Annotated in this window: 24 protein-coding genes; 14 read left to right on the top strand and 10 right to left on the bottom strand. The window is 65.7% G+C overall.

The genetic code is table 11. The features are described from left to right. Positions 1–59 precede the first annotated feature (59 nt). From CVO77_RS05935 to phhA, 6 genes are all read left to right on the top strand, one after another. Positions 60–1,229 carry a sterol desaturase family protein gene (locus tag CVO77_RS05935; RefSeq protein ID WP_105998318.1) on the top strand — a complete coding sequence of 390 codons (1,170 nt, stop codon included), beginning with the start codon at positions 60–62 and terminating at the stop codon, positions 1,227–1,229. Positions 1,230–1,302: 73 nt separating this feature from the next. Next, on the top strand, positions 1,303–1,692 hold the full coding sequence (locus tag CVO77_RS05930; RefSeq protein ID WP_146130828.1) for a DUF2946 family protein: 390 nt from the start codon (positions 1,303–1,305) through the stop codon (positions 1,690–1,692). Positions 1,693–1,763: 71 nt separating this feature from the next. Beyond that, the gene (locus CVO77_RS05925; protein ID WP_105998316.1) at positions 1,764–3,773 is read left to right on the top strand and encodes a TonB-dependent receptor family protein; all 2,010 of its coding nucleotides are present in this window, start codon (positions 1,764–1,766) and stop codon (positions 3,771–3,773) included. Between the two features lie 110 nt (positions 3,774–3,883). Beyond that, a complete protein-coding gene (locus CVO77_RS21230; protein WP_158258007.1) occupies positions 3,884–4,024 on the top strand; it encodes a cyclic nucleotide-binding domain-containing protein in 141 nt (46 codons plus the stop codon). 6 nt (positions 4,025–4,030) lie between these two features. Then, complete coding sequence (locus CVO77_RS05920) at positions 4,031–4,498, top strand: Crp/Fnr family transcriptional regulator (protein WP_105998315.1); 468 nt, start codon at positions 4,031–4,033, stop codon at positions 4,496–4,498. A 214-nt stretch (positions 4,499–4,712) separates the two neighbouring features. Further along, positions 4,713–5,582 (top strand): phenylalanine 4-monooxygenase, encoded by an 870-nt coding sequence (gene phhA / locus CVO77_RS05915; RefSeq protein WP_105998314.1) that lies wholly within the window; start codon positions 4,713–4,715, stop codon positions 5,580–5,582. Between the two features lie 35 nt (positions 5,583–5,617). Here the strand turns inward: phhA and CVO77_RS05910 are convergent, their stop codons facing one another. Continuing rightward, positions 5,618–6,589: a 50S ribosomal protein L11 methyltransferase gene (locus CVO77_RS05910; RefSeq protein ID WP_105998313.1), complete on the bottom strand. Its 972-nt coding sequence runs from the start codon at positions 6,587–6,589 to the stop codon at positions 5,618–5,620. 167 nt (positions 6,590–6,756) lie between these two features. Further along, positions 6,757–8,109: a methyl-accepting chemotaxis protein gene (locus CVO77_RS05905; RefSeq protein WP_105998312.1), complete on the bottom strand. Its 1,353-nt coding sequence runs from the start codon at positions 8,107–8,109 to the stop codon at positions 6,757–6,759. 423 nt (positions 8,110–8,532) lie between these two features. Between CVO77_RS05905 and ald the strand changes: the two genes are divergently transcribed. Together ald and CVO77_RS05895 are read left to right on the top strand one after the other, a co-directional pair. Continuing rightward, positions 8,533–9,648 carry an alanine dehydrogenase gene (gene ald / locus CVO77_RS05900; protein ID WP_105998311.1) on the top strand — a complete coding sequence of 372 codons (1,116 nt, stop codon included), beginning with the start codon at positions 8,533–8,535 and terminating at the stop codon, positions 9,646–9,648. Positions 9,649–9,666: 18 nt separating this feature from the next. Beyond that, a complete protein-coding gene (locus CVO77_RS05895; protein WP_105998310.1) occupies positions 9,667–9,900 on the top strand; it encodes a hypothetical protein in 234 nt (77 codons plus the stop codon). Positions 9,901–10,353: 453 nt separating this feature from the next. Here CVO77_RS05895 and map read toward each other — a convergent pair whose 3' ends face one another. Together map and CVO77_RS05885 are read right to left on the bottom strand one after the other, a co-directional pair. After that, positions 10,354–11,160, bottom strand: coding sequence for a type I methionyl aminopeptidase (map, locus tag CVO77_RS05890; RefSeq protein ID WP_105998309.1), 807 nt, complete (start codon positions 11,158–11,160; stop codon positions 10,354–10,356). Position 11,161: 1 nt separating this feature from the next. Continuing rightward, positions 11,162–11,368, bottom strand: coding sequence for a ParD-like family protein (locus CVO77_RS05885; protein WP_105998308.1), 207 nt, complete (start codon positions 11,366–11,368; stop codon positions 11,162–11,164). A gap of 196 nt (positions 11,369–11,564) precedes the next feature. Between CVO77_RS05885 and sdhC the strand changes: the two genes are divergently transcribed. From sdhC to CVO77_RS05865, 4 genes are read left to right on the top strand one after another with little or no spacing between them, the layout of a single operon-like run. Next, positions 11,565–12,014: a succinate dehydrogenase, cytochrome b556 subunit gene (gene sdhC, locus CVO77_RS05880; RefSeq protein ID WP_105998307.1), complete on the top strand. Its 450-nt coding sequence runs from the start codon at positions 11,565–11,567 to the stop codon at positions 12,012–12,014. Beyond that, complete coding sequence (sdhD, locus tag CVO77_RS05875) at positions 12,007–12,414, top strand: succinate dehydrogenase, hydrophobic membrane anchor protein (RefSeq protein WP_105998306.1); 408 nt, start codon at positions 12,007–12,009, stop codon at positions 12,412–12,414. Before sdhC ends, sdhD begins: the two co-directional genes overlap by 8 nt. 1 nt (position 12,415) lies before the next feature. Next, positions 12,416–14,218 (top strand): succinate dehydrogenase flavoprotein subunit, encoded by a 1,803-nt coding sequence (sdhA, locus tag CVO77_RS05870; RefSeq protein WP_105998305.1) that lies wholly within the window; start codon positions 12,416–12,418, stop codon positions 14,216–14,218. Then, positions 14,215–14,847: a hypothetical protein gene (locus CVO77_RS05865; RefSeq protein WP_105998304.1), complete on the top strand. Its 633-nt coding sequence runs from the start codon at positions 14,215–14,217 to the stop codon at positions 14,845–14,847. The genes sdhA and CVO77_RS05865 overlap by 4 nt, the downstream gene beginning before the upstream one ends. 2 nt (positions 14,848–14,849) lie before the next feature. Here the strand turns inward: CVO77_RS05865 and CVO77_RS05860 are convergent, their stop codons facing one another. From CVO77_RS05860 to leuC, 5 genes are all read right to left on the bottom strand, one after another. Next, on the bottom strand, positions 14,850–15,146 hold the full coding sequence (locus CVO77_RS05860; protein WP_105998303.1) for a hypothetical protein: 297 nt from the start codon (positions 15,144–15,146) through the stop codon (positions 14,850–14,852). 86 nt (positions 15,147–15,232) lie between these two features. Beyond that, entirely contained in the window at positions 15,233–15,442 is a 210-nt protein-coding gene (locus CVO77_RS05855) for a DUF167 domain-containing protein (protein ID WP_420822531.1), read from the bottom strand. A gap of 65 nt (positions 15,443–15,507) precedes the next feature. After that, complete coding sequence (locus tag CVO77_RS05850) at positions 15,508–16,503, bottom strand: NADPH:quinone oxidoreductase family protein (protein ID WP_106000673.1); 996 nt, start codon at positions 16,501–16,503, stop codon at positions 15,508–15,510. Positions 16,504–16,522: 19 nt separating this feature from the next. After that, on the bottom strand, positions 16,523–17,116 hold the full coding sequence (gene leuD, locus CVO77_RS05845; RefSeq protein ID WP_105998302.1) for a 3-isopropylmalate dehydratase small subunit: 594 nt from the start codon (positions 17,114–17,116) through the stop codon (positions 16,523–16,525). Next, positions 17,113–18,543 (bottom strand): 3-isopropylmalate dehydratase large subunit, encoded by a 1,431-nt coding sequence (gene leuC, locus CVO77_RS05840; protein ID WP_105998301.1) that lies wholly within the window; start codon positions 18,541–18,543, stop codon positions 17,113–17,115. Before leuC ends, leuD begins: the two co-directional genes overlap by 4 nt. 185 nt (positions 18,544–18,728) lie before the next feature. On the opposite strand from leuC, the gene CVO77_RS05835 reads away from it, so the two are divergent. Further along, positions 18,729–19,247: a sterol desaturase family protein gene (locus CVO77_RS05835; protein WP_105998300.1), complete on the top strand. Its 519-nt coding sequence runs from the start codon at positions 18,729–18,731 to the stop codon at positions 19,245–19,247. A gap of 40 nt (positions 19,248–19,287) precedes the next feature. Here CVO77_RS05835 and CVO77_RS05830 read toward each other — a convergent pair whose 3' ends face one another. After that, the gene (locus tag CVO77_RS05830; protein WP_105998299.1) at positions 19,288–20,955 is read right to left on the bottom strand and encodes a long-chain-fatty-acid--CoA ligase; all 1,668 of its coding nucleotides are present in this window, start codon (positions 20,953–20,955) and stop codon (positions 19,288–19,290) included. A gap of 142 nt (positions 20,956–21,097) precedes the next feature. Here CVO77_RS05830 and CVO77_RS05825 point away from each other — a divergent pair, with 142 nt between their 5' ends. Further along, positions 21,098–21,640 carry a hypothetical protein gene (locus CVO77_RS05825; protein WP_242446114.1) on the top strand — a complete coding sequence of 181 codons (543 nt, stop codon included), beginning with the start codon at positions 21,098–21,100 and terminating at the stop codon, positions 21,638–21,640. Positions 21,641–21,660 lie beyond the last annotated feature (20 nt).

The raw sequence follows: 21,660 nt of genomic DNA, 5'->3' as shown, positions 1-21,660 counted from the left end.
GGGATCGGGCCGTGCGCGGCGTCACAGACGGCGCACCCGAAATGCGGTGAGGGAAGACCATGGCTAAACGCGATTATCTGCAAAATCTGATGCGCGATCTCGAATCGCATACCGAGGTGCGGCGGTTCGGCAGCGGCTGGCTGTCGGGCTTTTTCGGTCTGCTGTTCGCGATCGCGGGTTTCTTCATGGTGATCGCGCTGCGCTTTCCCGATTGGTTCGCGACCCCCGAACTCGACATCATCAAGCATTGGGGCGGGTTTCGCGGCGCCGTCCACGCGGTCCTGCTCGTCAGCTATGGCCTGTCGCTGCTCAGCCTGCTGCTTCGTCCGCGCAAGATACTCGGGCTGACCGCGCTGATGATCGGGCTCGCCGCCGCGCTCCTCGGCGGGGCGAGCGTCCAGCCGCAGGAAACCCATGATTGGGGTGTCTTTTTCGGGCTCGATTTCTTCGTCGTGAACCTGCTCGTGACCGGCTTCATGTTCGCGCCGCTCGAACGCGCTTTCCCGCGTCGCCGCGCGCAGCGATTGTTCCGCACCGAATGGCGCGAGGATCTTTTCTATTATCTCGTCAGCACGATGTTCGTGCAGGTGCTGGGCTTTCTCGCGCTCGCGCCACAGCAGTTCGTCAACGAGCATACGAATAATTGGGACGCCTTCCGCGCCGCGGTCGCCGCGCTGCCGTGGATCGTGCAGTTCCTGATCGTGCTCGTCGCGTCGGATCTGGTGCAATATTGGTTCCACCGCAGCTTCCACCGCTACCCCTTCCTCTGGGGCTTTCACGCGGTCCACCACAGCGCCAGGTCGATGGACTGGCTCGCGGGGTCGCGGATGCATTTCATCGAAATCATTCTCTTGCGCGCGATCACCTCGCTGCCGCTGTTCACACTCGGGTTCAGCCCGTCGGTGATGCAGGCCTATATCGGCTTCGTCTATGTCTGGTCGTCGCTGCTCCACGCCAATGTCGGCGGCAGCTTCAACCGGCTCGGCCATTGGGTCGCGACCCCGCGCTTTCATCACTGGCATCATGGGCTCGAGCGCGAGGCGTTCGACGTCAATTTCGCGATTCACTTTCCGTGGATCGACAAATTGTTCGGCACCTTTCACTTGCCGAAGGACCGCTGGCCCGAAAATTACGGCATCCCCGAGGATGTGCCGAAAGCCTATTGGGGCCAGTTCCTCTATCCGTGGACGCGCACCGGCAAGAAGACCGACGAAGCGGCGGCGGAATAGCGGCTCGCAAGGACGGAGGGGTGGGCAATCTGTCCGCTTGCTACCGCAATCGGCGCGGCATAAGGCGGCCGCCGTGGGCATTCTCGCCGCCTTTCGCCGTCCCGGCATCCTGCTGCTTTTGCCGCTGCTGCTCGCGCTCGCCGCGCGGGCGTTCGTCGCGCCGGGCTGGATGATCGACGGCGCCGGCGGCACGATCAGCGTGCGCGTCTGTTCGGACCCCGCCAACCCCGGCGGGACGATGAACATAAAGATCGAGAAGAGCGGCGATCATCAGGCCGATGAAGGCCAGCAGCATTGCCCGTGGGGCGCGCTCGCCGTCGCGCCGGTCACGCCCGCCGCTCCGGTGCTTCCCGCCATGCTCGCCGCCGCCGAACCCGCGCCGGTCGCCCTTCCTTCGCTCGGCTTCGCGCCGGGCATCGCCTCGCCGCTGCCGCCGAGCACCGGACCTCCTTCCTTCGCCTGATTCAGCCTGACCTGCCACCCGCGATGGACGCGGTGCGGCCCCATGCCTGCTTTTTCGGGGAAGATTTTCCAATGACCTATATTACCCATCGCGCGGCGCCCTTGCTGGCGCTCGCCTTCTGTCTTGCCGCTTCGCCTGCCCATGCCGACGAGGCCGATTCGACCATCATCGTCACCGCACCCGCCGCGACCGACGCCGCCGAGGACCGCGCCGCGCGCACCCCGGGCGGCGCCGACGTCGTCTCCCATCGCGATTATGCCGACAAAAGCATCGTCTCGCTGCGCGACACGCTCGCTTTCTCGCCCGGCGTCTATCTCCAGCCGCGCTATGGGCAGGAGGTGCGAATTTCGATCCGCGGCTCGGGGCTGTCGCGCGGCTATCATATGCGCGGGCTGACGCTGCTTCAGGACGGGGTGCCGATCAACCTCGCAGACGATAATGGCGATTTCCAGGAGCTGGAGCCGATCTTCTTCGATCATCTCGAGGTCTATCGCGGCGCCAACGCGCTGCGCTTCGGATCGGGCACGCTCGGCGGTGCGATCAACGGCGTGACCCCGACCGGCCGGACGGCACAGGGGCTTTACCTGCGCGGCGATGTCGGCAGCTTCGCGATGGCGCGCGGGCTGGTGTCGGCGGGCGTCGCGGGCGATGCGGTCGATGCGTGGGGCGCGATCAGCGCCGACACGTCGGACGGCGACCGCGATCATGCAAAGCGGCGCAGTCTGCGCTTTCACGCCAATGCCGGGCTGACGCTCGGCGACCGGGTGTCGACGCGCTTCTACGCCAGTTTCAACAGCATCGATCAGCAGCTTCCCGGCGCGCTCACCTATGATCAGGCGCTTTCGACGCCCAAGATGGCGAATGCGGCAAGCGTGACGGGCGACCAGCAGCGTGACATCGATTCGCTGCGGCTCCAGAACCGGACGGTGGTCGATCTCGGTGCCGCGAAGCTGGAGGTCGGCGGCTTCGTCAACGCAAAATCGCTGGTCCATCCGATCTTCCAGCTCATCGACCAAAAATCGACCGACGTCGGCGGCTTCGCGCGGCTCGACTATGCGGCGGGTCCGGTCGAGGTGACGCTCGGCGGCGAAATCCGCCATGGCGACATGCGCGCGCGGCAGTTCGTCAACGCCGGGGGCCGGCGCGGCGCGCTGACGTTCGACGCCGATCAGCAAGCCCGGACCGCGAGCCTCTATGGCGAGCTTCGGGTGCGGCCGGTGGCGCGGCTCTCGTTGATCGCGGGCGGCGTCTATGCCGACGGCTGGCGCCAGCGGCGCGTGAATTTCAGCGCGACCCCGGCGACCGACGGACGGATCGGCTTTGACGCCTTCTCGCCCAAATTCGGGCTGCTTTACGAGCCGTCGGAAAATATCCAGATCTTCGCCAACTACAGCCGCTCGGCCGAGTTCCCCGGCTTTGGCGAGGTCTTTCAGACGATCGGCGTCCCGCCGACCAGCGCGCTCGTCGCCGACATTCGGCCGCAACGGGCGTGGACGGCGGAGGTCGGAACGCGCGGCGCAATCGGCATCGCGCACTGGGATCTCGCGCTCTATCGATCGACGCTGACGGGCGAGATGCTGCAATATACGGTGAACAGCAGCGTTCCCGCGGCGACCTTCAACGCCGACCGCACGCGGCACCAGGGGGTCGAGGCCGGGCTCGACCTCGACCTCGCGCCGTGGCTGCGCCTGCGCCAGACCTATATCTACAGCGACTTTCGCTTTCGGGGCGACCGCCAGTTCGGCGACAACCGCCTGCCGGTCGTGCCGCGCCACGTCTATCGCGCCGAGGCGCGCATCGGCACCGATGCGCTGCACATCGCGCCGAACCTCGAATGGGTGCCGCAGGGACCGTTCGCCGATTATGGCAACCAGCGGCGCACCCCCGGCTATGCGTTGATCGGCGTGACCGGCGGCGCGCGCATCGCCGACGGCATCGACGCTTTCGTCGATGTCCGCAACATCACCGGCAAAAAAGCGATCGGCGACATCAGCGCGGTGACCGCGGCGACCGACGCATCGGCGATCTATTATCCCGTCGAACGCCGCGCCGTGTCGGCAGGCCTGCGCGCGCGATTCTAAGGTCCGATAGCATTAGAGTAGGCGATCATGGCGTTTGCAAACGCCATGATCGCCTTGTCTTTCGCGCGGCTCCGCCCCATGAACCGGCAGAAATGCAAAGATCTTATCATTTGGAGCTGGTCGAGCGGACGCGGCTGTCGCCCGCCGAGCGCGACCGGCTGGTCGCGATGGCCCCGGCGCGGCGCTTTTCCGACGGCCAGTTCGTGCAGCAGCAGGGCGACCCCGGCGACGCTTTCTGGGCGGTGGTCTAGGGTCATGTGCTCGTCGGCCGCTATGCCGAGGACGGCGGCTTCACCGCCTTTGCGGTGCTGGGGCCGGGCGATTTGTTCGGCGAGCTTGCCTTCTTCACCGGCGTGCCGCGCCAGGTCGACGCGCTCGCGAGCGGCGCGGCGCGGCTCGTCGCGATCGACCGCCCGCTGCTCCGCCGGTTGATGGCCGCCGATATCGGCTGGGCCGAATTGCTGTTGCGCAGCCTTGGCCGCCAGCTTGCCGGCGCGCTCGACATCATCGACGCCGAGCGGCGGCTGGGCAGCGCCGACCGGCTGCTGCGGCTGCTGCGCATGATGGCGGCCGACGGCCCCGACGGGGCCAGCGTGCGCGCGACGCAGCAGCAGCTTGCCGACCTGCTCGGCGTGTCGCGCGTGACGCTGGGCGCGGCGCTTCGCGAGCTGGCGGCGCGCGGGCTGATCGAAACCGGCTATGGGCGGATCCGGCTGCGCGAATAGGCTGGCAGAGAAAAAGCGCGCAATCCCCTCCGATTCCCCGAGCGAAGACGAGGGGCTTGTTCGAGCGGAGCGAGAACTCATGTGTCCGAGCCTCGACTTCGCTCGGCATGGCCCCTCGGCTCCGCTCGGGGAATCGGTTCCTGTTTTTGGTGGCTATGCTCCGAAACGGACAGTAAAGTTTCACCTGAAACCATTTCATGCTAGGCAGGATCGCATGAAGAACCCCGATACCCATGTCCACGACACGCCGCCGCCGGGCGCTGCGGCCGACTGGACGATAGCGCAGGACTGGGACGCCTTTACCGCCGACGAGCATGCGATGTGGGACCGGCTGTTCGCGCGCCAGTCAGCGATGCTGCCCGGCCGCGCGTCGGAGGCTTTTCTGCGCGGGATCGACGTGCTGCGCCTCGAAAAGCCGGGGATTCCCGACTATCGCGAACTCAATGCGCGGCTGATGGACGCGACCGGGTGGCGGGTCGTCGCGGTGCCGGGGCTGGTCCCCGACGATGTCTTTTTCGACCATCTTGCGAACCGGCGCTTCCCGGCGGGCAATTTCATCCGTACCCCCGAGCAGCTCGACTATCTGCAGGAACCCGACGTCTTCCACGATGTGTTCGGCCATGTCCCGATGCTCGCCGACCCGGTGTTCGCCGACTATATGGTCGCCTATGGCGAAGGGGGCTCGCGCAGCCTCAAATTCGACGCGCTCCAGCAGCTTGCGCGCCTCTATTGGTATACGGTCGAATTCGGCCTGATCCGCGAGGGTGGGGGGCTGCGAATCTATGGCGCGGGGATCGTTTCTTCCTTTGCCGAAAGCGTCTTCGCGCTCGATTCGGACAGCCCGAACCGCATCGGCTTCGACCTCGCGCGGGTGATGCGCACCGATTACCGGATCGACGATTTCCAGCAGAATTATTTCGTCATCGACAGCCTCGACCAGTTGCTCGACACGACAGTGAACACCGATTTCGCGCCGCTTTATGCCGCCAACGCGGCGCGGCCGCCGATCCCGATCGCCGACATATTGGCCGATGATGTGGTGATCACGCGCGGCACGCAGGATTATGCGGCGGCAAAGGCCTAAACCGCCCCCTCCCGCTTGCGGGAGGGGAGCCAGCGTCACCAGCTCCCGAAACTCGCGTCCGACGGGCTCGCGCGATGGAAGGCGCGCTCCTTGCGGCGCCAGCCGTGGCGCCGCCGCTTGACGAGCAGCAGGCACGGCCATTCGGTGCTGCCGCCGCGCGCGGCGAGGCGAAAGCCCTGGGCGCGATAGGCCGCGAGCACAGGCTCCATCTGCCGCGCGATCAGACCCGCGAGGATCGCATGGCCGCCGGGCGCGGTGGCGCTCGCGATATCGGGGGCGAGGGTGATCAGAGGCCCCGCGAGGATGTTCGCGATGACGAGGTCATAGGGCGCACGGTGGCGGATCGCCGGATGGTCGGTTCCCGGCGCGACCGCGAGCGTCAGTCGCCCGCCACCGCGCCCCAAAGCCACGCCGTTGATCGCCGCATTGCCCTGCGTGACGAAGATGCTCGCGGGGTCGATGTCCGATGCGATTATCTTCGCACGCGGCCACAGCGCGAGTCCGGCAAAGGCGAGCAACCCGGTGCCGGTGCCGATGTCGGCGATGTTGCGCGGGCTCGCCCCCGCCCGCGCCAGCCGGTCGAGCATCGCGAGGCACCCGGCGGTGGTGTCGTGCCCGCCGGTGCCGAACGCCTGGCTCGCGTCGATCAGAAAGGGGGTGCTGCCCGCCGGCACCCGGTCGGCATAGCTGCTGGTGTGGACGAAGAAACGCCCGGCCTGCACGGGCTCCAACCCCTGCTGCGACAGCGTGACCCAATCCTGCTCGGCAAGCTGTTCGACGTGGGGCTTTTCGCCTTTGGCGCTTGGAACAAGCGCCTGCAGCAGCTTGAGCAGCGCCGGGCCGGGCTTTGCGTCCAGATAGGCGTCGAGTTGCCAGCGTCCGCTGGCTTCGTCGATCTCGCGCGTGACGACGACCGGCGCGTCGGCCAGTGCGTCGAGTTCGGGAATATCGCCCGCCAGGGCCTCCGCCTCATCGCGGGTGCAGGGGAGGGATATGATCCAGCTCATGTCCACCGCCTTAGGCAGCGGGCTGGGGCTTGCCAAGGCTGGACGGAATGCGCCGTGCTCCCCTTCCTCGTCATCCCGGCGAAGGCCGGGATCTCACCCTTGCGTTCTACTCACCGTCGAGATTCCGGCCTTCGCCGGGATGACGATTAAAGAGAGGGTATCGGGGTCTATGCTACCCGGCGGCTGAACTCGCTCGCGGCTTTTTCGAGCGACTGGAGTCGGTCGCCCATCTTGGCGAATTCGCTGCTCAGCGTGCTGATCTCGCCCGCGACCATCCCTGAATCGTTGCGGATGCTGGCGATCGTCGACGACATCGAGTCGGCGGCGAGCGCGGTTTCGTCGACCGCGGCGGTGATCGAGGTGACCGTCTGCGCCTGCGCGTCCATCGCGTCGCGGATGCGCTGCGCCGAGGTCTGGACCTCGACGATCGTCGCCTGGATCGACTGGTTCGCCGACACCGATCCGCGCGTCGCCTGCTGGATCGCGGTGATCTTGCCCGCGATGTCGTCGGTCGCGCGCGCGGTCTCGTTGGCGAGGCTCTTCACTTCCTGCGCGACGACGGCAAAGCCGCGGCCCGATTCGCCGGCGCGCGCCGCCTCGATGGTGGCGTTGAGCGCGAGGAGGTTGGTTTGCCCCGCGATCTCGCGGATCAGGCCCAAAATGGATTCGATCGATTCGGCGTGACGCGACAGCGCTTCGGACATGGCGACGGCTTCGCCCGCCTGTTCGGAAGCGCGCGTCGCGACGCTGGCCGAGGCTTCGACCTCGCTGCGCGCATCCTCGATCGCGCGGATCAGCCCGGCGGCGGTCGAGGCGGCTTCGCGCATCGCCATCGCCGATTGCTCGGACGCCGCGGCGACTTCGCTCGTCTTGGCGATCATGCCCTTCGCCGCCTGGTCGGCCGAGGCGGCCTGCTTGGCGAGTTGCTGGCGCGCGGTGTCGGTGTCCTGCACCAGCGACGCGATCGAGCGGTCGAAATCGCCCGCGAGCGTCTGGCGCTCGCCCGAGATCACCGCGCCGTCGAGCTTTTCGGCATAGCGCTGCATGATGTCGAATTCGAGCAGGCCGAGCCGGTTGACCGCGCCGGCCAGCCGCACGATGCGGTCCGCGTCGCCCTTGCACGCCGCGACGACATATTCGATCGTCAGCCGCTGGCTTTCGGCCATGCACGACATCACCGACGCGAGCGGCAGTTTGACGCGCCGCGCCATATGCGTGTTCTGGCAGGCGATCGTCGCGACCTCCTGCCCCACGGGATCGCTGTATTTGAGCGCGGTGTGCCGCGCGCTGCCGCGGACATAGGATTCGTAAAGCTCGCCCTCGATCGGGCGGTCGACCGAGGGGAGCGCGTTGAACGCCTCCCAATAAGCGCGCGCGATCGCCTCCTCATGCCCGGCGATGATCGCCTGGATTTCGGCCGAATGCGCGGCCAGATGGCCGTCGAGGTCGTAATAGGGAAAGCGATCCGCCATCAGAACGGGATCGATCTGCTGCTTATGAATGGGATTTTCCTTTACCATGATCCGTTTCCCCGATCCCTAAAACCCGCAATCTTTCGGGCACGCAGGTCTGCGCCCGCCTGTGCCGACAAAATTTACCGACCGGATATGGAAGGATATTGGTAAAGGTGCCGTTAACCAGGCTTGCCAATTCTGCGCGAAACGCCGGTACCTCGACTTTCGTCCCCCTGAACCTGTTTCAGGGTCCATGGCCGGACCTTTCGGTTGGCGCCGCGCTTCCTTCGAGGGCAGGCCATGGATGCTGAAACAAGTTCAGCATGACGAAGCTGTGCGCTGTCGGTGTGATGTGAAAACGGATTCCATCGGTCACCCATTGTTTCTCTTCTTTGTCGCTTCGTGTCTTTGTGCGAAAACAAAAGGATCGCACGGAGTCACAAGGAAAGCCGGACCCCGCATCCCCGACGTCCGCTATGGAGAGCGACGATGATCATCGGCACCCCCAGGGAAATCAAGAATCACGAATATCGCGTCGGCCTGACTCCCGAAAGCGCGCGCGAACTCGTCGTGCACGGGCATCGCGTGCTCGTCGAGACGGGGGCGGGCGAGGGGATCGGCGCGCACGACCGCCATTATGTCGAGGCGGGGGCCGAGATCGTCCAGGATGCGGCGGAAATCTTCGCGGCGGCCGAGATGGTGGTGAAGGTCAAGGAACCGCAGGCGGCCGAACGCGCGATGCTGCGCCCCGGCCAGATTCTCTACACCTATCTCCACCTCGCCCCCGATCCCGACCAGACGCGCGATCTGATGGCATCGGGTGCGATCTGCATCGCCTATGAAACCGTGACCAGCCCGCACGGCGGCCTGCCGCTGCTCAAGCCGATGAGCCAGGTCGCGGGGCGCATGTCGATCCAGGCCGGGGCGACCGCGCTCGAAAAGGCGCACGGCGGGCGCGGCGTCCTGCTCGGCGGCGTGCCGGGCGTCGCGCCGGGCAAGATCTGCATCATCGGCGGCGGTGTCGTCGGCTTCAACGCGGCGCAGATGGCGGCGGGGCTCGGCGCCGACGTCACCATCCTCGACCGCGATCCCGAAGTGCTCGAGCGCGTCGGCACCTTCTTCGAGGCGCGCGCCAAGACGCGCTTCTCGAACCGCGCCAACCTTGCCGAATGCGTGGCGGAGGCCGACCTCGTCATCGGCGCGGTGCTGATCCCCGGCGCCGAGGCACCGAAGCTGGTGACGCGCGACATGCTGAAGACGATGCGCCCCGGCTCGGTGCTCGTCGACGTCGCGATCGATCAGGGCGGCTGTTTCGAGACGAGCCACGCGACGACCCACGCCGACCCGACCTATGTCGTCGATGGCATCGTCCATTATGCGGTCGCCAACATGCCCGGCGCGGTCGCGCGCACCAGCACCTATGCGCTCAACAACGTCACCCTGCCGCACGCGCTCCGCATCGCCGATCTCGGCTGGAAAGAGGCTTTGCGACGCGACATGCATCTTGCGCGGGGTTTGAACGTTTGGAATGGCAAGGTGACGTTCGAGGCCGTAGCCGAAGCGCTCGGAACCGACTATGTGCCTGTCGAGCAGGCGCTCGCCTGAGGAACAAGAAGAGAGACGATGACCGACCAAGCCCCGACGCCGCAAGAGCCGCAAGATGAGGAAGAGAATGAAGTGCTGCGCGCCGCGCGCGAGCTTCAGGCCCAGAAGGAAGCCGCCGACGCGACCGAGGCGGCCGACCGGGAAGCCGGGAAAGGCAAGCGCGCTGGCTGGAAGACCGCAGCGGCGGCCGGCCTCGGCTCGGCCGCGGTCATCGCCGCGCTGCTCTACGCGAACCGCGACAAGATCAAATAGGCAGCTTCCCGCGCGCCCAACGCGCGGGAGAATGCGATAACCCGGATTCGGTCCGGAAGGGCGGCCGCGTGCCGCCCTTTTTCGTGCGCAACGACGGCTGTGGGGTGGGAAGCGGACGTGGGTCTCCTAGGGGAAACCCAATAGACCGCATCCCCGAGCGAAGACGAGGGGCTCGTTCGAGCGGAGCGAGAACCGCGTGCCTCCGCTGCCTCGACTTCGCTCGGCAGAGCCCCTCGTCTTCGCTCGGGGATGCGGCTTCTATGACGGCTCGCCACGCTGATTGCGGCAACAACTGGTCGATTGCAGTCTTTAACCCTCGTCATGCTGAACTTGTTTCAGCATCCATGGCCTGAGTTCTCGTCCAACGCCGCGCTGAATGAGGCGTCCGGCCATGGACCCTGAAACAAGTTCAGGGTGACGAAGAAGAGTAGGTCGGCATCCAGTCGAAAGCCGTCATGGAAACCCCTCACCCACTTCCTCTCCGCTCATCACGCCGCGCCGCCCCCTTTCGTCGCGGCGCAGGGTCAGGATTTCGACGCCGTCGCCAGTGACCGCGACCGTATGCTCGAACTGGGCCGACAGCTTGCGGTCGTCGGTCACCACCGTCCAGCCGTCGTCTTCGGTCGAAACCTTGCGGCTGCCCTGATTGAGCATCGGTTCGATCGTGAACACCATGCCTTCGCGCAGCCGCATCCCGGTCCCGCGCCGCCCGAAATGGAGCACCGAGGGCTCCTCGTGCATCTCGCGGCCGATGCCGTGTCCGCAATAATCGCGCACGACCGAATAGCCGTTTCGTTTCGCGTGGCGCTCGATCGCGAAGCCGATGTCGCCGAGATGCGCGCCCGGCCGCACCTGCCCGATGCCCTGCCACATCGCCTCCTCGGTCACCTTGACGAGCCGCCGCGCGGCGGGCGCGACCGCGCCGACGAGATAGGTCTTGCTCGAATCGGCGATGAAGCCGTTCTTTTCGAGCGTGATGTCGAGGTTGATGATGTCGCCCCCCCGGATGATCGCGCCCGCGTCGGGAACGCCGTGGCAGACGACATGGTTGATCGAGCAGTTGAGGACATAGGCAAAGCCGTACTGCCCCTTGCTCGCCGGTCGCGCGGCAAGGTCGACGGTGATGAAACGCTCGACCAGATCGTTGACCTCCATCGTCGAGCGACCCGAAAGATCGAGCCCGTCGAGCATCTCGAACACCGACGCCAACAGGCGGCCCGACTGGCGCATCAGCGCGATTTCGTCGGGAGTCTTCACCATCTCAGGCAGCGGCCCGATGCGCGAGGCGGACGTTCGCGGCGGCAAGCTGCATCTGGACGATCTCGTTGAACGACAGCGCCGGATTGGCTTCGGCGAGCATGCCGATCTTCATCCAATATTCGGCCTGTGCATTGATCGACCGGCACATCACCGCGCTCGCGCGCCGCGCTTCCTCGTGGAGTTCGTCGTCGATTTTCACGATACCCATGATCGGTCCTGGCAGATGGTTGATATATGAATCATATATGATTCGTATGTTGACGAGTCAATCACCGGCCGCTTACAGGGTTCGCGCCCCCTCCACCGCGCTAAACCGACATCATCATGCGCTAAGCAATTGCATATCGCGGCGGGAAGGCTTAACCGGCGGCCATCGACCGACAGAGTCATGAAACGGGGCTGATATGGCTGGCAAGGAAACGAGCGGGCGACCGCTTTCACCGCATCTGCAGGTGTATAAATGGGCGCCTTCGATGGCGGTTTCGATTTTCCACCGCGTCACGGGCGACGGCCTCGCGATCGTCGGCGCGCTGATGTTCCTCTGGTGGCTCGGCGCGATCGCCGCGGGGCCTGACGCCTATGCGGCGTTCGTCGCCTGCGTCTGGAAGGATCCGGGCGCCGAGGTCGGCACGCTGCATCAGGTCACCAACATCCTCGGCAAGGTGGTGCTGGTCGGGCTGAGCTGGGCGTTCTTCCAGCATCTCTTTTCGGGGCTTCGTCATTTCGTGCTCGATATCGGCGCGGGTTACGAGCTCAAGACGAACCGGCTCTGGTCGATCCTCGTCTTCGTCGGCGCGATCCTCGCGACCGCCGCGACCTGGCTTTACATCATGAAGGAGGCGCTCAATGGGTAATGGAACGCGTCTCGGCCGCGTGCGCGGGCTCGGTTCGTCGCATCACGGCTCGCAGCATTGGTTGCAGCAGCGTCTGACCGCGCTCGCCAACATCCTGCTCGTCACCTGGTTCTTCGTCTCGCTCGTCCGCCTGCCGCTCGGCGATCAGGCCGCGATCCACCGCTGGGCATCGAACCCGACGGTCGCGCTCGCGCTGATCCTGCTCGTGGTCAGCGTCTTCTGGCATTTCCGCCTCGGGCTCCAGGTGATGATCGAGGATTATGTCCATGGCGAAGCGACGAAGCTGCTGTCGCTCGTCATCCTGAATTTCTACGCGATCGGCGGCGCCGCTTTCGGCATCTTCGCCATTGTCCGCATCGCGCTTGCGCCCGCCGCCGGGCTCGCTCCGGGGGGCATGTGACATGACCGAAGCCTATAAGATCATCGACCATATCTACGACGCCGTCGTCGTCGGCGCCGGCGGATCGGGCTTGCGCGCCACCATGGGCAGCGCCGAAGCGGGGCTCAAGACCGCCTGCATCACCAAGGTGTTCCCGACCCGCAGCCACACCGTCGCGGCGCAGGGCGGCATCGCCGCCAGCCTCGGCAACAACACCCCCGACCATTGGCAGTGGCACATGTACGACACCGTCAAGGGGTCGGACTGGCTCGGCGACCAGGACGCGATCGAATATATGGTGCGCGAGGCGCCCGCCGCGGTCTATGAACTCGAACATGCCGGGGTGCCGTTCAGCCGCAACCAGGACGGCACCATCTATCAGCGTCCGTTCGGCGGCCATATGCAGAATATGGGTGCAGGCCCGCCGGTGCAGCGCACCTGCGCCGCGGCCGACCGCACCGGCCACGCGATGCTCCACGCGCTGTATCAGCAATCGCTGAAATATGACGCTGACTTCTTCGTCGAATATTTCGCGCTTGATCTGATCATGGAAGACGGGGCCTGCCGCGGCGTGATCGCCATGTGCCTCGAGGATGGCAGCATCCATCGCTTCCGCAGCCAGGCGGTCGTGCTCGCGACCGGCGGTTATGGTCGCAGCTATTTCACCGCGACCTCGGCGCACACCTGCACCGGCGACGGCGGCGGCATGGTGCTGCGCGCCGGTCTGCCCTTGCAGGACATGGAATTCGTCCAGTTCCACCCGACCGGCATTTACGGCGCCGGCGTGCTGATCACCGAAGGCGCGCGCGGCGAGGGTGGCTATCTGACCAACTCCGAGGGCGAGCGCTTCATGGAACGCTATGCCCCCTCGGCCAAGGATCTGGCGTCGCGCGACGTCGTGTCGCGCTCGATGGCGCTCGAAATCCGCGAAGGCCGCGGCGTCGGCCCGCACAAGGACCATATCTACCTGCATCTCGATCATATCGATCCGGCGGTGCTGCACGAGCGGCTGCCCGGCATCACCGAAAGCGGCAAGATTTTCGCGGGCGTCGACCTGACGCGCCAGCCGCTGCCGGTCGTGCCGACGGTCCATTATAATATGGGCGGCATTCCCTGTAATTATCATGGCGAAGTCGTCACGCTCGGCAAGGATGGCCCCGACACCGTGGTCCCCGGTCTGTTCGCGGTCGGCGAGGCCGCGTGCGTGTCGGTCCATGGCGCGAACCGCCTCGGCTCGAACAGCCTGATCGACCTCGTGGTGTTCGGCCGCGCGACCGGTCATCGCCTCAAGGAAATCGTGACCCCCGGCGCCGCGCAGCCCGCGCTGCCGAAGGACAGCGCCGACCTTGCGCTCGGCCGCCTCGACCATTTCCGTAACGCGAACGGCGGCTCGCCGACCGCCGAGGTTCGCCTCGAAATGCAGCGCGCGATGTCGCAGCACGCGGCGGTGTTCCGCACCGACGAGTTGATGGCCGAAGGCAAGGAAAAGCTCGCCAAGACCTACGAGCGGATGAACGACATCCACGTCACCGACCGCAGCCTGATCTGGAACACCGACCTCATCGAAACGCTCGAACTCGACAATCTGATCGCGCAGGCGACGGTGACGATGCACTCGGCGTTCAACCGCAAGGAAAGCCGCGGCGCCCACGCGCATGAGGATTTCCCGAACCGCGACGACAAGAATTGGATGAAGCACACGATCAGTTGGTTCGACGGCTGGGGCGGTAAGGGCGGCGGCGTGAAGCTCGATTACCGCCCGGTCCACGAATATACGCTGTCGGACGATGCCGACTATATCGAGCCGAAGGCCCGCGTTTATTGATTCGGTTCGTCCACTTCGGGTTGGGCATATTGGCTCTGGTCGGGGTGGGGACCGCATTCGCGGAAACGGAGAGTGCGGCTGATCGGCTGATAGCTCTGACGCGCGAAACCCACGCGACCTATACGCTCATTCTGCGAAATCGCATTCTGCGACCCGATGGGAGCGTCTACGAGGAGTGGTCGGCAGAATTCCACGATGGGACGCTGCACCGGGTCGAAACGCCCCGCGATCGCGTCATTGCCGATTGCGAGGCTGGCACTGGGAGTTATGCCGATTTCAGGAACGGCAAATTGATCGATGGCCCATCGGTTGCCGGAATGGCCTGCGGCATCAATGCCAATTCGCCGATCATTTCAGCGAAGATCGAAGGAATGCGCGAGAGCCGCTTCGGACGGGCTACGCATCTCGTTGTTCATGATCCAAATTATATTCGAACTTATGATGTCGCTGAAAATGGAGCGTTGGTGGGCGCTACGATTTCGGATCGTAGCGGAAAACGATTGCTCACCAACTGGGCGGTCTATTTAAGTTCCGACGTGCCGCCGGGCATTTTCTCCAGAGATTCCCTCGGGCATAGTGCCGTATCGGAGCGTTTCAGGCGGCTAACCAAAGATGAAGCCGCCAATTGACGTCACTCGCCGCCGAAGATGCTGCGCACCGGATCGAGATCGGTGAAGGGCTTGTCGACGGCCTGGCCCATCAGCCACAGCTTGTGGCAGGCGATGGCGAAGAACATGATGGCGATCGTCCAGACGATGATCGTCTTGATGATCTTCCAGCGCTTGGCTTCATAAACCGCCAGCGCGCGGGCCTTGTGATCGATGCCGAGCTCGCCCTCGAACTCGGCGACGAGTTGCGCGCGGCGGGTGCGCGAAATGTTCGCGAGGCTCGCGGCTTGCCCATCACTGCTCGAACGGCGATTTGCCATCGTTGATACCTGCGGTCCCTATTATCCTGCATCCCGCCATAGGGAATAGCCCCTGATAAAGGGTTAACCGGGCGGTCGCGTTGCGATCAGTCGAGGGAGATGCCGATCAGTTTGATCCGCGCCGCGCCGCCGCGCAGCAGCGTCAGGTCGCGGCGCGGCCGACGGAGCGCGGCGGCGAGCAAGGCCAGCACCGCGTCGTTCGCCGCGCCGTCGGTAGGCGGCGCGGTGACGCGGAGCTGCACGCTGCCGTCCGCGATCTTCACCTCGTCGCGGCTGGCGCCCGGCGTCACGCGCACCTCGATCCGGCCCGATGCCGCGAGGTCGCGCAGCGCCGCGGTCAGCGCGGGATCGGGGCGATATTTCAGGGCGTGACGACGAGCTTGCCGACGGCGGTGCGGTCGCCGAGGCTGGCGATGGCCTTGCCGCCGTCGGCGAGAGCATAGATGCCGGTGACGCGCGGCTTGATCTTGCCCTGCTCCCAAAGCTGGAACAGCCGGGCGATATTGGCGCGGTTGCGCTCGGGCTCGCGGGCGACGAACGCGCCCCAGAACACGCCGGCGACATCGCAGCTCTTGAGCAAGGTCAGATTGAGCGGCAGGCGCGGGATGCCCGCGGGGAAGCCGACCACCAGATAGCGGCCCTCCCACGCGATCGAGCGCAGCGCCGGCTCGGCATAATCGCCGCCGACCGCGTCATAGACGAGGTTCGCGCCATTGGGGCCGACCGCTTCCTTGAACTTGTTCGCCAGCGCCTTCGACGTATCCTTGTCGAACGGCTGGCGGCCATAGACGACGACCTCGTCGGCGCCCGCCGACCGCGCGATCGCGGCCTTCTCCTCGCTCGACACCCCCGCGACGACGCGCGCGCCGAACGCCTTGCCCAGCTCGACCGCCGCGATCCCGACCCCGCCCGAGGCGCCGAGGACGAGCAACGTGTCGCCTTCGGCGATATGCCCGCGATCGACCAGCGCATGGATGCTCGTGCCATAGGTCATGAGCAAGGAGGCCCCTTCGGCGAAGTCATGCGCCTCGGGAAGATGATAGACATTATGCACCGAAACCGCGACGGCCTCGGCCATGCCGCCGTTGCCGCAGCCCGCGATCACCCGGTCGCCGATCTTGAACTGCGTGACACTTTCGCCAACTTCGGCGACGAAGCCCGCGACTTCGCCGCCGGGGGCGAAGGGGCGTTCGGGGCGGAACTGATATTTGTCTTCGATGATCAGCACGTCGGGGAAGTTCACGGCGCACGCCTTCACGTCGATCACGATCTGGCCCTTGCCCGCACTCGGGCGCGGCAGTTCACCGAGGGTGAGCGTTTCGGGGCCGCCGGTTGCGGTCGACAAGAGAGCCTTCATCATCATCTCCTTTGGGTTGTTATGCCGCTGCCGGTCGCATCCACGGACGCTCGGCGTCGAGCTTATTCTCATACGCGCCGATCGCGGCGTCGCTTTTCTCGGTCAGCGAAATTTCGTCGAGCCCCGCGAGCAGGCACATCTTGCGGAACGGATCGATCTCGAAGGCGAAACGATCCTGAAAGGGCGTCGTCACCGTTTGGGTGTCGAGATCGACATGCACCGGATCGGTCGCCGCGACCTCCATCAATCGGTCGATCGCCGCCTGCGGCAACACCACCGGCAGGATGCCGTTCTTGACCGCATTGCCCGAGAAAATATCGGAGTAGGAGGGGGCAATGACGACGCGGATGCCAAGGTCGCCGAGCGCCCAGGCCGCATGTTCACGGCTCGACCCGCAGCCGAAATTGTCGCCCGCGATCAGGATCGGCGCGCCTTTGAACTCCGCGCTGTCGAACAGATTGGCGGGATCGGCGCGCAGCGTCTCGAACGCACCCTTGCCCATGCCCTCGCGCGTCGTGGTCTTGAGCCAATGCGCCGGGATGATGACGTCGGTATCGACATTCTTGAGCCCCAGCGGAATCGCGCGGCCTTCGACTTTCTCGATCGGGGTCATCGCATCAACTCCCGCACGTCGGTGAGCTTGCCGGTCACCGCCGCCGCCGCGGCCATCGCGGGCGAAACGAGGTGGGTGCGGCTGCCGGGGCCCTGACGGCCGACGAAATTGCGGTTGCTGGTCGAGGCGCAGCGTTCGCCGGCGGGCACCTTGTCGGGGTTCATCGCGAGGCAGGCCGAGCAGCCCGGCTCGCGCCATTCGAGCCCGGCGTCGAGGAAGATGCGGTCGAGCCCTTCGGCCTCGGCCTGCGCCTTTACCAGGCCCGATCCGGGAACGACGATGGCCCACCGGACATTGGCGGCCTTCTTGCGGCCTTTGACGATCGCGGCGGCGGCGCGCATGTCCTCGATGCGGCTGTTGGTGCAGCTGCCGATGAAGATATTCTCGACCGGCACATCCTGCATCCGGGTGCCGGGGGTGAGCCCCATATAGGCGAGCGATTTCGCGGCGGCGGCCTGTTTCGACGGGTCGGCGAAGCTGGCCGGGTCGGGAACGATGCCGGTGATCGGCACGACATCCTCGGGGCTGGTGCCCCAGGTCACGCTCGGCGCGATGTCGGCGGCGTCGATGACCACGACCTTGTCGTAGGTTGCGCCCGCGTCGGTCGCGAGGCTCTCCCAATATTCGACCGCCGCGTCCCAGTCGGCGCCCTTCGGCGCATAGGGGCGGCCCTTCAGATAGGCGAAGGTCGTCTGGTCGGGCGCGATCAGGCCGGCGCGTGCGCCGCCCTCGATCGCCATGTTGCTGACGGTCAGGCGGCCCTCGACACTGAGCGCGCGGATCGCGCTGCCGGTATATTCGATGACATGGCCGGTGCCGCCCGCGGCGCCGATGGTGCCGGTGATGTGGAGGATGATGTCCTTCGCGGTGACGCCGGGGCCAGCCTCGCCCTCGACCCGCACTTCCATCGTCTTCGACGGCTGGAGCAGTAAGGTCTGCGTCGCGAGCACATGCTCGACCTCGCTCGTCCCGATGCCGAAGGCGAGCGCGCCGATGCCGCCGTGGCAGGCGGTGTGGCTGTCGCCGCAGACGATCGTCGTGCCGGGCAGCGAAAAGCCCTGTTCGGGTCCGACGACATGGACGATGCCCTGCTCGGGCGCGACCGCGTCGATATAGCGGATGCCGAATTCGGGGGCATTTTTTTCGAGCGCCGCCAGTTGCGCCGCGCTTTCGGTATCGGCGATCGGCAGCTTGCGCCCCGCTGCATCGAGCCGCGCCGTGGTTGGCACATTATGGTCGGGCACCGCGAGCGTCAGGTCGGGGCGGCGCACCGTGCGACCGCTCGCGCGAAGCCCGGCGAAAGCCTGCGGGCTGGTGACTTCATGGACGAGATGGCGGTCGATGAAGATCAGAGCTGTACCGTCGGAGCGCTGTTCGACAACATGCGCGTCCCAGATTTTCTCATAAAGGGTGCGGGGCTGAGTCATGCGGACCACTTAAGCCTGTGCGATAACAATGCAAGCGAGTGGCGATCAAAAGCGCAATTTTCGGTCGTGGCAACGCGTCGCCTCCGCGAAGGCGGGGGCCGTAATCGGCCTTGCACAGCGTCGCGGAGTAAAACGACAGCGGCCCCTGCCTTCGCAGGGGCGACGAACTCGTCTATAATCTCGCCATGCCCACGCCTGCCATCATAGCGCTTGTCCTTGCGACCGTCGCGGCAATGGAATTTGTCGCCTGGGCGAGTCACAAATATATCATGCACGGTTTCGGCTGGGCGTGGCATCGCGACCATCACGAGCCGCACGATAAACGGGTCGAAAAGAACGATCTGTTCGGGCTTGTCGGCGCGGCGATGAGCATTTCGATGTTCGTCATCGGCAGCCCGATGATCATGGGCGCGTCGGCATGGGAGCCGGGAACGTGGATCGGGCTCGGCATCCTCTTTTACGGGATCGTCTACACGCTGGTCCACGACGGGCTCGTGCATCAGCGCTGGTTCCGCTGGGTGCCGCGGCGCGGCTATGCCAAGCGGCTGGTACAGGCGCACAAGCTCCACCATGCGACGCTCGGCAAGGAGGGTGGGGTCAGCTTCGGCTTCGTCTTCGCGCGCAATCCGGCGAAGCTGAAGGCCGAACTCAAGACGCAGCGCGCGGCGGGGATCGCGGTGGTGCGGGAGGCCCTCGCCGACTAATTCGCCGTCCTTGCGAGCCGAGGAGGCAATAGGGAAGGGGTCAAGAGCTTGTCTCCGCCCTCAAGGCCTTCCGGTCGAGCTTGCCAATCATCGTCTTGGGCAGGCTCGCCCGCACCTCGACCGCGCTCACCCGCTCATGCTTGCCAAGCTGCGGATTGAGCCAGGCGGCGAGCGCTTCGCCCGAGACCTCAAAACCCTCTTCCAGCGTCACGAACGCTTTCGGCACCTCGCCGCGATAGCTGTCGGGGACGCCGAGGACGATCGCTTCCTTGACCGCGGGATGTTCGTGGAGATGCGCTTCGATCACGCTGGGATAGACTTTGAAACCGCCGACCGCGATCATGTCCTTCAGCCGGTCGACGATGCGGATATAGCCTTCGTCGTCGATTGCCGCGACATCGCCGGTGCGTAGCCAGCCGTCGGCGGTGAAGCTGTCCTTGTCGGCCTCGGCCCGGTTCCAATAGCCTTGCATGATCTGCGGGCCCTTGACCGCGAGTTCACCCGCTTCGCCGGGCGCCGCGTCCTGCGTGGGATCGTCGCGGCCCAGCAGGCGGATGCGCGTCGCCGGGATCGGCTGGCCGATCGTCCCGGGCTTGACCGGGCCGTCATAAGGGTTGGTCGCGACGACTCCGGAGCTTTCGGTCAGGCCATAGCCTTCGACGAGCGAGGCGCCGGTCGCGGCGATGAACTTCTCGCGCAGCTCGGCGGGCATCGGCGCCCCGCCGGAGATGCAGACGCGCAAGGAAGAAAAGTCGGTTTTGGCAAGGTCGGGATGGTCGAGCAGCGCCTGATACATCGTCGGGACGCCGGGCAGCGCGGTCGTTTTCGTCCGGGTGATCGCCCGCAAGGCCGCCTTGGCATCGAAGCGCGGCAGCATCGCGATCATCCCGCCGTTGAGGATGGTGCGATTAAGGACGCAGGTGTTGGCGAAGACGTGGAAGAAGGGCAGCACGCCCAGGATGCGATCGCCCGCGTCATGGTCGGGGTCGATCGCGTTCACCTGTCGCGCATTGGCGGTCAGATTCTGATGCGTCAGCTTCGCGCCCTTCGGCGTCCCGGTGGTGCCGCCGGTATATTGGATCAGCGCGACGTCGCTTTCGGCATCGATGACCACCGGATCGGGCCGCCCGTCGTTGGCGGCGAGCGCCGAAAAGCGGATGACGCGCGGATCGTCGGGCAGCGCGGCGACCTCGCTCTTCTTGAACAGGCGATAGAGCATCGATTTGGCCGCGGGCAGTCCGCCCGCGATCGAGCCGACGACAAGATGCTTGAGACTCGATCCGTCGAGCACCGCGAGCGCGGTCGGCAGAAGCGCCGCGGCGCTGATCGTCACCAACAGATCGGTGCCTGAATCCTCGACCTGCGCTTCAAGCTCGCGGGCGGTATAGAGCGGTGAGAAATTGACCACCGTCGCCCCCGCGGCAAGTGCGCCATAATAGGCGGCGACATAGTGGGGGACATTGGGCAGGAAGAGTCCGACGCGGCTCCCCCTGCCGATGCCACGCTGCTGGAGTCCGCGCGCCACGCGCGCCACGCCGTCGGCGACCTCTGCATAGGAAAAGCGCCGCCCCATGAAGTCGAGCATCGGCGCGTCGCCTTTTCGCCGGGCGCTCGCCGCGAGCATGTCGGGGAGCGTGAGCGGAGCGAACGGCTGATCCCATGGGGTCGGATGGCGATAATCGTGCGACCAGTCATGGGGGCTGCTCATTGCCGGGATTCGTCCTTTCCGCGCTCGTTACTGACATCACTTTAAGCAGCGTCGCGGCATATCGCAATCCGGGGGGCGACGCTTGCGGCGCGGCGGCGCGGCGGCTAGGCAAGAGCATCCGAATATTGTCTGGGGGATCTCCATGCCGCACCTGTCCATGCGCCTGATCGCGCCGCTTGCTTTTCTTGCCGTCGCCCTGCCCGTCGCTGCACCCGCCGCCGCCAGGGACAAGGAAGCGCCGCCGCGCCCGGCCCAGATTCAGCAACTCTACAACTGTCGCGACATTGCCGATCCGACGGCGCGCCTCGCCTGTTTCGACCGCGAGGTCGGCGAATTGTCTGCTGCCGACCAGGCGCGTGAGATCACTTTCACCGACCGTGAGACCGCGAAAAAGGCGCGGCGCGGATTGTTCGGATTCTCCTTTCCCAAGCTCGGCGGGATTTTCGGTGGCGACGAGGACGAGATCAAGGAGGTCGAAACCACGATCCGCTCGGTCAGTATCGACCGGTCGGGCAAATATACGCTCGTCATGGACGACGATGCCGTGTGGGTTCAGATCGACACGACCATGCTGCCGCGCCAACCCAAGCCCGGACAAAAGGTCAAGATCAAGGTCGCGACGATGGGCAGCTACTTCGCGACCATCGACGGCGGCCGCACGATCCGTATGAAGCGCGACCGCTGACCGGAGCGGACAGCCCCGCC

It is taken from the genome of Sphingopyxis lindanitolerans (assembly GCF_002993885.1).
GTDB lineage: Bacteria > Pseudomonadota > Alphaproteobacteria > Sphingomonadales > Sphingomonadaceae > Sphingopyxis > Sphingopyxis lindanitolerans.
Note: the sequence above shows the minus strand (reverse complement) of the source record. Positions and strands in the feature narration are given on the sequence as shown.